At 61.4% G+C, this 12,039-nt stretch carries 12 protein-coding genes; 8 read left to right on the top strand and 4 right to left on the bottom strand.

Annotated features, from left to right (window positions below):
* Positions 1 to 385: 385 nt before the first annotated feature.
* A complete protein-coding gene (locus IT540_RS11015) occupies positions 386 to 769 on the top strand; it encodes a LuxR C-terminal-related transcriptional regulator (protein WP_291177255.1) in 384 nt (127 codons plus the stop codon).
* Positions 770 to 912: 143 nt separating this feature from the next.
* Here the strand turns inward: IT540_RS11015 and IT540_RS11010 are convergent, their stop codons facing one another.
* Together IT540_RS11010 and IT540_RS11005 are read right to left on the bottom strand one after the other, a co-directional pair.
* A complete protein-coding gene (locus tag IT540_RS11010) occupies positions 913 to 2,835 on the bottom strand; it encodes an AMP-binding protein (RefSeq protein WP_291177252.1) in 1,923 nt (640 codons plus the stop codon).
* Positions 2,836 to 2,998: 163 nt separating this feature from the next.
* Positions 2,999 to 3,811 (bottom strand): metallophosphoesterase, encoded by an 813-nt coding sequence (locus IT540_RS11005; RefSeq protein ID WP_291177249.1) that lies wholly within the window; start codon positions 3,809 to 3,811, stop codon positions 2,999 to 3,001.
* 421 nt (positions 3,812 to 4,232) lie between these two features.
* Here IT540_RS11005 and IT540_RS11000 point away from each other — a divergent pair, with 421 nt between their 5' ends.
* Positions 4,233 to 5,519: a site-specific integrase gene (locus IT540_RS11000; protein WP_291177245.1), complete on the top strand. Its 1,287-nt coding sequence runs from the start codon at positions 4,233 to 4,235 to the stop codon at positions 5,517 to 5,519.
* Between the two features lie 66 nt (positions 5,520 to 5,585).
* Here the strand turns inward: IT540_RS11000 and IT540_RS10995 are convergent, their stop codons facing one another.
* Together IT540_RS10995 and IT540_RS10990 are read right to left on the bottom strand one after the other, a co-directional pair.
* A complete protein-coding gene (locus IT540_RS10995) occupies positions 5,586 to 6,581 on the bottom strand; it encodes a TIR domain-containing protein (RefSeq protein WP_291177241.1) in 996 nt (331 codons plus the stop codon).
* A gap of 134 nt (positions 6,582 to 6,715) precedes the next feature.
* Positions 6,716 to 7,186, bottom strand: a complete 471-nt coding sequence (locus tag IT540_RS10990; RefSeq protein ID WP_291177237.1) for a hypothetical protein — start codon at positions 7,184 to 7,186, stop codon at positions 6,716 to 6,718.
* A 214-nt stretch (positions 7,187 to 7,400) separates the two neighbouring features.
* On the opposite strand from IT540_RS10990, the gene IT540_RS10985 reads away from it, so the two are divergent.
* The 6 genes from IT540_RS10985 to IT540_RS10960 all read left to right on the top strand — a co-directional run bounded on the left by IT540_RS10985 (position 7,401) and on the right by IT540_RS10960 (position 11,971).
* Positions 7,401 to 7,655, top strand: a complete 255-nt coding sequence (locus IT540_RS10985; RefSeq protein WP_291177234.1) for an AlpA family phage regulatory protein — start codon at positions 7,401 to 7,403, stop codon at positions 7,653 to 7,655.
* A gap of 68 nt (positions 7,656 to 7,723) precedes the next feature.
* Positions 7,724 to 8,119 carry a hypothetical protein gene (locus IT540_RS10980; protein WP_291177231.1) on the top strand — a complete coding sequence of 132 codons (396 nt, stop codon included), beginning with the start codon at positions 7,724 to 7,726 and terminating at the stop codon, positions 8,117 to 8,119.
* A gap of 226 nt (positions 8,120 to 8,345) precedes the next feature.
* A complete protein-coding gene (locus tag IT540_RS10975; RefSeq protein WP_291177226.1) occupies positions 8,346 to 9,257 on the top strand; it encodes a replication initiation protein in 912 nt (303 codons plus the stop codon).
* A gap of 822 nt (positions 9,258 to 10,079) precedes the next feature.
* Positions 10,080 to 10,322: a hypothetical protein gene (locus IT540_RS10970; RefSeq protein WP_291177223.1), complete on the top strand. Its 243-nt coding sequence runs from the start codon at positions 10,080 to 10,082 to the stop codon at positions 10,320 to 10,322.
* 612 nt (positions 10,323 to 10,934) lie between these two features.
* Entirely contained in the window at positions 10,935 to 11,606 is a 672-nt protein-coding gene (locus IT540_RS10965) for a ParA family protein (RefSeq protein WP_291177219.1), read from the top strand.
* 2 nt (positions 11,607 to 11,608) lie between these two features.
* Positions 11,609 to 11,971 (top strand): hypothetical protein, encoded by a 363-nt coding sequence (locus tag IT540_RS10960; protein ID WP_291177215.1) that lies wholly within the window; start codon positions 11,609 to 11,611, stop codon positions 11,969 to 11,971.
* The last annotated feature ends 68 nt before the right edge of the window (positions 11,972 to 12,039 follow it).

Raw genomic sequence — 12,039 nt, 5'->3', positions numbered from 1 at the left:
TCGATGGCGCTCTGGCTCAAGTACAAGAACTACAGCGCGGATCTCGACTTCACCGCCGGCGGCGTGTCCGGATCGGAGGACTTCGAAGACCTCCACATCTACGCCTTCGGCGGAGCGATCTTCTTCTGAGCTGTAGGGGTGTTTGAGGGAGTATTCAGTGGCTGGCGAGCCTCCTCCTCCGGAGGCTACTGAGTACTCCCTCGTTTTTCGCGTCAGGTACTATATCGCCAAGGGGTGTAAGACTTGAGGGCATAGTTCTCCCAATCTCACGCTGCCCTCTCTTTGTATCGTGGGACGGTGTGCCTCCGTTTGCGGGCAAACCTGCTCTCGTGCATTCAGCGCGGATCGGCACGATTGGGCTCACTCCCTCACAAAGGAAGCACGAATGAAGCACCTTGAGCAGAATGAAACGGTTCTCGAGTGCGCGCGAAACCTCACTGCGCACCAGAAGCGCATCCTGTTTCTTCTCTCCCTCGGGTATCAGAACAAGGTGATTGGCGCGGCGCTCGGCGTTACCGAGAATACCGTCAAGGCCCACATGACCCGGATTCTCGACGCGCTATCCTGCAGCAACCGCACGCAGGCCGCGCTCGTCGCGCTTTGCCTTCGGAACGAGATCAGCATCGACGAGATCGTCGGGCGTCGCCGCGAGCTCTCGGCGAGGCATATTCCGACAGACCAGCAACTCGATATGCATTTCTTCGGCAAGGCGTCGGTGCCTGTCGAGCAAAGACATCGCTTCAGCAGAGATGCGTCGACCTCCTGCTAATTCAAGACCTGCTCCCGTTTGTCGGGGAGCCGGTAAAATGCGTCGATCCATGCGGGAGGCCTGTCGATCCATGGCCTCCCGTCACTTTTTTGGGGCTCCGGACACATAGGGCGCAAGGCTGCGCCGTCCGAGACGGTCATCGTCTAACGCGGCGCGCGGGCTGAGGGTGCAAGGCCTGACGTCGCGAAGATGTCGGCGATCTCGTTCAGCACGGCCGGGTCCTCGATAGTGGCGGGCGTGGGGGCCAGCTCTCCGGATGCCATGCGGCGCATGGTGCCCCGCAGGATCTTGCCGGAGCGCGTCTTCGGCAGGCGTTGTGCCACGATCACGCGCTTCAAGGCGGCCACGGGGCCGATGCGGTCGCGGATCAAGTGCACGACCTCTCCCTCGATCTCCGTGAGCGGCCGGTCGACCCCAGCGGTCAGAACGACGATAGCGATCGGAACCTGACCTTTGATGTCGTCGGCGATGCCGACGACCGCGCACTCCGCGATGTCGGGGTGCGCCGCAACGACCTCCTCCATCTGCCCCGTAGACAGGCGATGGCCGGCGACGTTGATCACGTCGTCGGTACGGGCCATGACGAAGACGTAGCCGTCGGCGTCGATGTAGCCGGCGTCGGAGGTCGTGTAATAGCCAGGGAGCGGTGAGAGATAGGCTTCGACGAAGCGTTCGTCGTTGTTCCACAACGTCGGCAGGCAGCCGGGCGGCAGCGGAAGCTTGACGGCGAGCGTTCCCGTTTCGCCGACCGGCACCTCATGACCGTCCGCATCCAACGTCCTGATGTCGTAGCCCGGCATGGCAACTGTCGGCGAGCCGGGCTTGACGGGCAGCAATCCGAGGCCAACGGGGTTGCCGGCGATTACCCAGCCGGTTTCCGTCTGCCACCAGTGGTCCACGACCGGAACCTTCAGTTGCGCCTCGGCCCATCGGATCGTTTCCGGGTCTGTCCGCTCTCCGGCGAGGAACAGGGTGCGCAGGGCGCTGAGATCATAGTTATGCAGGAGGCGCCCTTCGGGATCGACCTGGCGGATGGCGCGAATGGCCGTCGGCGCCGTGAACAACGCGGCGACCTTGTGCTGAGAGGCGACGCGCCAGAACGCACCTGCGTCCGGCGTGCCGACCGGCTTGCCCTCATACAAGACCGTGGTCGCGCCGTGGAGCAGCGGGGCATAGCAGATGTACGAATGCCCAACGACCCAGCCGACATCGGAGGCGGCCCAGAACACTTCGCCTGGTGCGATGCCGTAGTGGTTGCGCATGGTCCACTTGAGGGCCACCATGTGGCCGCCGTTGTCGCGCACCACGCCTTTCGGGCGGCCCGTGGTGCCGGATGTGTAGAGAATGTACAGCGGATCGGTGGAGAGGACCGGCACGCACGGGGCCAGGCTTCCCGGTGCGCGCGCCGCGGCGGTGAAGTCGGACCAAGCGTGGTCGCGGCCCTCTGTGAGCGTGCACGGGGCCTCGGGTCTTTCGAGGACGACGCAGAACGCCGGTTTGTGCGCTGCCGCGGCAATGGCTGCGTCGAGAAGCGGCTTGTAGGGCACGATGCGTGCACCCTCGATGCCGCACGACGCGGAGAGAATGGCCTTGGGCCTGGCGTCGTCGATGCGTGCCGCAAGCTCGGCTGCAGCGAACCCGCCGAAGACCACGGAATGGATGGCGCCGATGCGCGCGCATGCCAGCATGGCGATGACTGCCTCCGGCACCATCGGCATGTAGATGACGACGCGGTCGCCCTTGCCGACGTCTGCTTGCTGCAGTGCGGCGGCAAGGGTCGCGACCTCTTGCGTTAGCTCGGCGTAGGTGAAGGTGCGCAGCGTGCCGGTGACAGGGCTGTCGTAGATGAGCGCAAGCGTGTCGCCCCGCCCGGCTTCGACGTGAACATCCAAACAATTATAGCACGTATTGCAGAGGGCGTTCGGGAACCAGCGGCCATAGGGTCCGCTTTGCGGGTCGAAAACGTTGTCCCAGGTGCGGAACCAACTGACATCACGGGCGGCATCCGCCCAGAACCCATGTGGGTCCTTCTGCCAGTGTGCGTAAGCATCGTGATATCCGCTCATGGGTCGCTCGCTCGCATGTGAGATCCGCTGTCGTCGATGTGAGGCGGGATGTGGAATCTCGTCTGTCTGGGCCGTACGGCAGCATGGGTTCGTGCGCGCATCAAGGGAAAGCCACACCTTTTGGAGCGACTGCAGACGAAAGAATAGTAGGGGGCGAACCTTTTCACAGCTCGAAGAACGCGCTCGGGCTGAAATTGCGCGCCGACAGATCCTTGCCTTCGAAGCCGCGGCAGTTGGCGAGTATCGTTGTTTCGCCGATGTGATAGCGTTTGCGGATGTGCGTATGCCCGTGGATCCAGAACGGCACGCCTTCGAGCGCGGCAATGGTCCGGTCGAGATCGCTCGCGAAAGCGCCGTCAAGCCCGTTGCCGATGTGCGCGGGATTGAGGCCCTGTCGGCTCGGTGCATGGTGCGTGATAACCACCAGGGGTTGTTGCCGCTTGCTTGTCACCTCGTGGCGGAATGCGGCGAGCGCTGCTTCGTGTGCCGCAAGCGTGTCGGTCGGCGTCAACCTGGCGACGGCCCCACCGTCGCTGCCGACACGCCGCGTCCTCGTGAAAAAGTATTCGCCGACGCCGCGCCGGCTCTTGGCGATGGAGGTCTCGCTTCGCCCGTCGAAATCCGACCACAGCGTTGTGCCGAAGAAGCGAGCGCCGTCGATGTCGACGGCCTCGTTGTTCAGGACAGTCACGTTCTGGAGATGCCGTTTGAGGAGCGGCACGGCCTCTTCGAAGAGGCCGTCGTGATATTCGTGGTTGCCGGCCACCAGCAAGACATGGCGGAACGCCGAGCAGGCGGCATCGGCAAAGCGCCGGACGCGATCGCGCTGCCTCACGCGGTATGGGTCCGTTCGCGCGGGATCGAGCGCGCTGGCATGACAAAGATCGCCGGCGACGATGAGCATGTCGCCCTCCGGCAACGCGTGGCGGAAGTCCTGTGCCTCTAAGTGGAGGTCGCTCATGTAGTGGCAGCGCATCTGGCCATCCGAATCGTTGGGTCCGGTGCCAGCATGCGCGGAGCGGGAGCGTCTGTCGGTTAAGCGGCGTTAAGACGTGTGCGTTGCGGGACTGCACTACGGTCGTGCCGCGCCAAGACGAGATATTACTCAAGATGTTGAATTAGTTGGTGGAGCCGAGGGGAATCGAACCCCTGACCTCTGCAGTGCGATTTTTGCCAGGCGGGTTTTTGCAGGTTTCACCATGTTCATCAGAGTTCGCATGTAACGCATTGTTGAAACGTAACTTTCTTCTTGCCATATCGCGCTTGCCATAATCTGAACGGACTTCAAGCATTGTCTTGGTGTGCGACAAATGTGCGACAAAACCCCGTGACCTCTTCAGGTCTTCTGCGCGGGTTGGCCGCCGTCGCACACCGATCGCACACGAAGGTCCGAGCGCATGCCGTCCCTGAAGCCGAACCACCGCCAGATCCTCGCAGCGAAAGCCATCGGCGGTAGGCGCACGCAGTACCGCATCAACGGCTGCAAAGGGCTCGTTCTCGATGTCAGGGAGAGCGGGCAACGCACCTGGTTTGTGCGCTATCAGCCGGGCGGGCGCGGCAAGCGCAAATTCAGGTGGTTCAAGATCGGCGATGCCTCCGCCATCAGCCTGAGCGATGCTTCCGAGAAGGCCGAGGCGATTGTCCGCGCCGTCCAGAAGGACGATCGCGATCCGCAGGCCGAGAGGAAGAAGAACCGGCAAGAGGCCAAGACCTTCGGCGATCTCTTCGAGGACTGGCATGAACGCTATGCGGTGCCGACCTTGAAGCGTTCGGACATCGACCGCATGCTTTACCGTCGCCACATCGAGCCGGGTTTCGCCAAGACCCGCGTGGCCGACTTGAAGCGTATAGAAATCGGCCGCTTCCGCGACAAGGTTGCCAAGGTGGCAACGCCCCTCACCTCGAACAGCGTCCTTGTCCTCATCAACCGCGTGCTTAACTGGGCCGTCGATGAAGGCCTGATTGAGGTGAACCCGGCCGCACGCCTGCGCAAGGTGGGCGAGCGCAGGCCCCGCGAACGTGTGCTCTCCCATGCTGGTATTGTGATCTTCTGGCAGGCCCTTGACGCCATGGACACGATGACGGGCGAGCACATGGCCCGTGCCGAGAAAGGCCGCATGCTCTCACCAGCGACACGATCCATTCTGCGGCTGCTCTTGCTGACAGGGCAGCGGCGCAGCGAAGTGGTCGAAGCGCAGAAGTCTGAACTGGAGCTTGATGGCAAGGAGCCGGTGTGGACCATACCTGGTGTCCGGACCAAGAACGGCTTGCTGCACCGCTTGCCGCTGTGCCCGTTGGCAGCTGATGAGTTTAGGCGGGCGGTCAAGGCAAGCCCGAAGGAAAGTTCGCTCGTGTTCCCCTCTCCAGAGGATTCGATGAGCCCGATATCGGCTGCCGCAGTGACGCGGGCAATGGCGCGCATGATCGCGGAGATCAAACTGCCCCGCGTTTCGCCGCATGATCTGCGCCGCACCGTTGGCACCGAACTCGCCCGCCTCGGTCTGCCCGTCCATGTGCGCTCATTGGTGCTCAATCATTCGCCCATGAGCCGTGGCATCACCGATGCCGTCTACAACCGCTACGCCTATGACAAGGAGAAGCGCGAGGCCCTTGGCGCGTGGGAGAAGGAGCTGACGCGGCTGCTTACGCGATCCTTCGAGACGGTACGCGAAGCCGCGGAATGATTTCCATCAGCGGGTCCCCGGACAGGACGCAACAGCAGTCGTGCGATGTCCGTCGGCTTAGCGCGCCTAAGCCTCAGGCTTTCGGGTGTACTGAATTAAGGCAACGTCGCCAGCAATGTGCTTGACCGTTGCATACACGACGGTCCTGTCCGCATCCTCGAGCTCGAAGGGTATATTGACCTTGAAGGTGACGGGCTGCCCTTTACCCCCGTCGATGGCGATGTTGGTGGCGTAGAGATAGGTCCGTTTGGAGCTATCCAAAATGGGATTCAGCGAGCCCTTGAGGCCGGGAATAAACCCGGTACGCCGCATCGTGACCGACCCGATGTTGTCCATGCGAGGTAGTTCGATTTTCATCGTACCATCCGGGTCCACCTTCTCATACACGGCTGCAGGGAAATTCGGGTGAGACGCCAGCAGCGTACTTGGCCTGCGAACCTTCAAATCGAATACCGTTGACCCGTCCTCACCGGTAGAGGCGGTATTGAATGTTCCGTTATCAGCCTGCACGATTAGCTCGCACCCTTTGATCGGTGTGCCTTCGTCGTCTTTGACGACAACCGTGAACTTGCTACCGGGGCGCGTCTCGGCCCGCGCCAGCGTGCTGAAATCGCGGCGTACCAGTTCCGTTGGTACCGATCCACCCGAACTGACGAGCTTCTTGGTAATAAGCGACACAAGGTCTTCGGGAGAGCGATCTTTCAGTGAGACGTAGCCTACCGTGGACAACACGCCGGGTATGTCCGTGTCATCGAACCGCGCAGGAAGGATGTATTCTTGTGCCTCCTGGAACGCACGAGCCTGGGCTGATTTCCGCTCGTGGTTGGTCCAGAGCTTGTTCGCGTAAGCGTCGGAAATGAACATCACGGTGAAGCGGGCGCGCTTGTGATAGACCTCCGAGAGGTGCACGTAGAGATCCTTGCCCCAGAGGTCAGCCTCTTCGAAGAGATCGTAGAAGACTTTCACGCCGCGCTCTTTCAAGAGGTTCGCGACGCGATCAACGTAGTCACGTTCCTCGCCCGCAAATGATAGCGCGATGTCGTAGTCCCGATTCTCGGCCATGCTTTCAGCATAGCCACAGGCCAGATCTGTCGCAATTCATCGCAGCTAACGTGGTCAGCTTTCAGGCGATCGTAAGCCGCCGCTGCCGGATCGAAGAGCGTATCGTTCAGGAGCATCTTCTACGAGTGCACCGCCTAGCCATCGAGTTCAGGAAAACCTGAATCCCGGTGACGGTGCAGCCATACGCCGAGCGCCGTATAGAGCGCACGGTCGAGCGAATGCAGATGGGATCGCCGCAATCCCCGTCCGAGCCACGGAGCGTAGACTCTGCGGATGAAGGTGACGGGATTATCTTTGGTCCCTTTCCGCTCGGACCAAAGCTCGGGTGCCTTGCCAGGCAGCTCGGGATCGAGCTGGCGGCGGAAAACTTCAAGGGAGAGTGCTTCACGGAGCTGGTGGCACTCAGCGAGAGTGAGGTTGTGTCTTGTCTCGATGCGGTTGAGCGCACGCAGCGCTTCCTTGAATGCCGGCGTATCTTCCGCCCAGACGACGGTTTCGCCCGGCGCGACACGGGCGGCCAGTGCCGCCTCGACATCGGTCAATGCAATGCTGTCCGGCAGGGCCGATTGCGCTGCGTCTTTGGCCGATCGTTTCGGGTTCGCCATCGCGACTCGCAAAGTGGCAGAAGCGTCGCGCACCCATCCCACGTTCGGGCCTCGATGTAAAGTTCATAGCGCTTCGCGTTACATGTAATATTTTCTGTGGACAACAATTACAGATCGATTTAACATATTGAAATCGGCCGGTTGGCCAAGCGTCCCGCGTCCCCCGAAATCGCGAACACCGATTTGTGCATACACCTGCGCAAGGAGCCCAGTCATGCCCACAGACGACAGAAAGGACCCCACCCCCCTCCACCATCTGCGCATCATCACGCAGAAGGAACTTCGCTCGTTGGTGCCCTATACGCCGCACCACATCCTGAGGCTTGAAAAAGCCGGGAGGTTTCCCCGACGCATCAAGCTCGGACAAAACCGGATCGGCTGGCGGCTGATCGACATTGAGGAATGGATTGCGGCCCGCATTCCAAAAGAGACGTATCGCGCCGATCCCGCGCCTGCCGAAATCTTCTAACGCAATCTCTCAACTCATGAGCACAAGCTGCCGCCGGCATTGCCGGCGGCAATCATCCGAGCGCTGCCATGTCCGCAACCTGCTACTCGCCAGAATTCAAGTACGAGTTCGACTGCTTTCTCGCCGGCAACGTCCTGTTCTCTTTCATGGCCACCAAGCCGCAGCGCTCATCCGCAAGCCTGTCCCCGCTCTACGAGGATGGTGCGCATCTCTTGCGTATGCTCATTGCCGGCGGCCTTCGCAGCAGGCATGGCGCCTACCATGATGCAATCACAGAGATCGCCAATGCTGTTTCGGCCGCCATCGATTGCGGTGCCGGTCACGCGCATCTCGCCGAATACCTGCTGTATCGACTCGAAGGGTTGCCGCGACCAGCGGACGAGAACCGTCGTCTCACAAGGCTTCGCGCCATCATCGGCACGTTCTACGCAAACCTGCTGATCACCCGCGCAGTCTCGCGCTGATAGGTGAGAAAATGGGCGGAGCCCGGAGTCGCATCAGGGATTCCGGGCCGTTGCCGCGATCTAAAAGGTGAGACATTGGGCTGTGCGCAGGAGTGACCAGCCATTTCCTGGGGATGCGCACAGCCAAAGGTGAGAGATTGGGCGGATCGAAAGGTGAGATTCCGGAAAGGTGAATTTCACTTCTTGACGTCTCACCGATCAGTCCGGCACGCTTGCAATTGTAAGCATGCAGAAGAGTTCCGACCCCACTACTACCCACGCCCAAGGCCTTCAAGAGCACGAACCTGCGAAGCTGCCGAGCCGTCCGCTCGCCACCGACATAAAGGTGACGGGCGAGCCGCTTGATCCCGGCCAGATGGGCCGCATTATCAAGCCCCGCGAGCTCGTCGACGTCATCGAGCTCACGCCCCTCAATCGCAGCGAAACCCTTCTCTATAACCAGCTGCTGGCGAATGCCTGGAACAACATCCGCACCGCCCCCGTGCACAAGGTTCTCAAGGCCTCCCTACGCGGCAGCCATCAAAGCAACGACCGGCTCGAAGAGTCCTTCGACAAGCTGATGGGCGCCTGGGCCAAGATCCGCGCCCGCGATCCCGCGACCGGCACCATGGCGACGTTCCGCGTCCACCTGCTCGGCACCAACAAGGAGGAGGACCACGACGACGGGTATTTCTATTACACCTTCCCGCCCGACCTGCTCGCGGTCATTCAGCAGTCCAAGGCCTGGGCCACCATCAAGACCCACATCATGTACGCCCTGCGCTCCAAATACTCGATCCGCCTGTACGAGATGGTCGAGCGGCGCATCGGCATGATGAAGCAGCACGAGCAGTTCTCCGTCGACGAGCTGCGCGCCATGCTGGGCGTACCGGAAGGTAAGCTCGAGCGCTTTGCCGAGTTCAATAAGCACTGCCTCAAGCCCGCCCTGGGCGAGGTCAACCACCTGACCGACTTCTGGGTCGAGGTCATGGCCATCAAGAAGGGCCGCGCAGTCGAAAAGCTGCAACTGGCCTGGTTCAGGAAATCAGAGAAGGACATGCAGGCTGCGTTCGACGAGCGCGAGCGCAGCCGCATCGGCCGTCAGGCCCGCCTCGACGGCTCTGTCGAGCTGATCCGCTTCGATGCCGTCGATTCATAATCCTGCCGCCCAATTTCTCACCGATCACTCGAAAGCCGCATTCCACGTGCCTTCCCGCGCCCGGTTTCTCACCGCAGCGCGCCCCTTCTCTCACTTCAGGCGCCCCGTTCCTCACCGCTCATCGCCCAATTCCTCACCTAACCCGCCCATTTCCTCACTTTTCGGCCGCTAAGCTACTGATCCGCCGTCTAAATTCCGGCCCTGAAATTGAATCTTGAATCTTTGAATAAATAGAAGCGCCGCACGCCACGTGAAACATTGGAACCATCAGGCGGCTCGCTTGCGCTCGCCGTGTATGGAATGGCCGCTCATGCGGCCATAAGCATTGGTTCCCTCACCCTGCGCTCGCGCCAAGGCGCTCGCTTCGCCGCACCTGATGGCAATGGAATCCGCTACCGCGGATGAGTCTTGTAAGGACTGCGAGCGGAGAGATCGCACTTTGAAAAGTCAACACCCATCAAACGGAGATGCCGCAAAAGGGGCTTGGCGGGTGGGAGCCTGTGTGAACCAACCATCGGGCCGATCGGCACCCGCCTCGTGGATAGGCTCTGGTTGGGCATGGGAGCCCCGGCCATGCGCCCGAACGGATGGAAGCGCGGGCTCCCCTACCCTCTTTCGTTGGCGCAATGTGCGAGGCGCTTATCCAAGCATCTGTTTCTTGCCGCCCAATCTCTCACCTTTGCAGCTGTCCAACTGGACCGCGACGCGGCGGGATTCCGCGCCAAAGGTGAGACGACGCCCAGTTTCTCACCTTTCGAATCGCCTGGGGATGGATGCCCCGCCTTGGCTTGATCTTGCCCGCGGCTCGTTCACGCTGACGTTGTGACCAACGATCCCGTCCTCTTCGCCTATGCGGTCAAACGCTCCGCCAAAACCAACAAGCCCGTCTGGACGCGCATAGGATGCGCCTATCCGCACGATAGGGGCGTCGGTCTGACGGTGATCCTCGATGCCTTGCCGACCGACGGACGCATTGTCTTGCTGGAGCGCGACGACGATGACGACGAACGCATCGAGCGCGCAGCGCGTGCGTTTGGGCAATTGGGCAAATCCCCAATTGGGTAGCGTGTTCGGGCCATATCGAGCGCGACGGCCAATTATCGAATAGTGCGCGGTACGGTCCGCCTCCAAGGCCTGAATGAATCTTCACTTGATATGGCCCTCTTTTCGAACTTTTGCATGCGCTCGCTCGTAAGTCGCATGCGAGCAATTCCCAGCTCGCAACCCTCCCTGTCCTAACTCGCCGGTCGAACGACCGGCGCTTTTTTTGCTCTGGTCTCACCAAAAACCATGGCCGTAAGGCCGATGCTTCTCGCCGCGTCGCGTTACGGGCCTAGCCGCCCTCGCCCGGCGCGCACAAGGCCAAGACGAGCGGCCCTTCAGGCCGGCCTTGCGCGCTTGGGCCAGAGCGTCTTCATCGGCCCCGCGACGGCGGCTCCGAAAACCATGGCAGCGCAACTGCGCCATTGCCCAAGTGACGTCTTACCCAAATCCGTATTTGTAGTGATGTTGATTTGCATAAAGGGGTAAGCGCCCGGATGCAGACTTGAGTGAATCTGCATTTGCGCCGATGCGCAAGAAAGGGCTTGGCCAATTGAACGAATACGGTAGCCTTTATTTATTCGAGTACTGATTTCCCCAAATCCATATTTGCCCGTTTGGGCACCTAGAGGTTTCATGATCATTACGTTTGCGTCTTCCAAAGGCGGCGTCGGCAAATCCACCACCTGCGCCTGCATCGCCGCCGCGCTTGCCCTCGAAGGGCGGCGCGTTCTCCTGATCGATCTCGACCAGAACCGTACCCTCGACCGGTGGGCGCGGAAGGCGCCGATCGACGGCCTGACCGTCACCGCCATCGATCCGCAGAAATTCGGCGGCTTCTTCCGCGATGCCGAAGCTAGCGGCGATTACGATCACATCTGCATCGACCTGCCAGGAAGCAGGGAGGTCACGTTGTTCAAGGCGCTTGCGCGCTCGGACCTGGTGGTCATACCCGCCCAGGCATCCGAGCCGGACCTGCGCGAAGCACTCGTGGTGGTCGGCGATATCCGTGATGTCGGCGAGACGACCAACCGCGCCATCCCGTACCGGCTGCTGCTGACCAAGGTCTATCCGCTGCGCACCCGCGTCACCGACTTCGCCTATCAGGAGCTCGCACGGCTTGGCCTGCCGCTGTTCTTCACCGCGCTCGTCGAACGCTCGGCCTACCGCGAAATGTTTCTGAACGGCCAGCCGCCGACCGTCTCCGAAACAGGGAAGGGGGCAGGGCTCGAAATAACCAGCCTCCTCGCCGAAATCCGCGCCATCGTCGACGGCGCCAATAACGAAGACATCAGAAAGGCAGGCTGACCATGAAGACAGAACGCGCACCCTTTGCGCCCATCACACCGGACATCGATGACGACAGGCTCGAGCGCCTGGCCGCCGAGAAGGGCGTCGGCGCCATGATGAAGCCCGTCGCCAACGGGGCAGGGGAGGGACGCCCGACCTTATCGCCGAGGCCGAAGGCAGAGCTGGCGCCCGATGCCGCAACGCCCCGCAGCGAAATGAAGAGCCTGAACCTGGATCTGCCAACCTACGCCTGGACCGAAATGAAAATCAGGGCGGCGCAGCAGCAGACCAGCCTCCGGCATGTGGTGATGAGCGCTCTGCGCAAGGACGGCATCACCATCCACGAGGCCGACATGATCGAGGATGGGCGCAGGATACGCTGAGCGGGAGCAAGCCTTTCCCGACTCAGGCGTGGCCAGCTACACTCGACGGGTTCCCGTCCGATTCGCAT

Source organism: Hyphomicrobium sp., assembly GCF_020852195.1.
Lineage (GTDB): Bacteria > Pseudomonadota > Alphaproteobacteria > Rhizobiales > Hyphomicrobiaceae > Hyphomicrobium_C.
The sequence above is the reverse complement of the archived record's forward strand: the minus strand, read 5'-3'. Positions and strand labels throughout refer to the sequence as shown.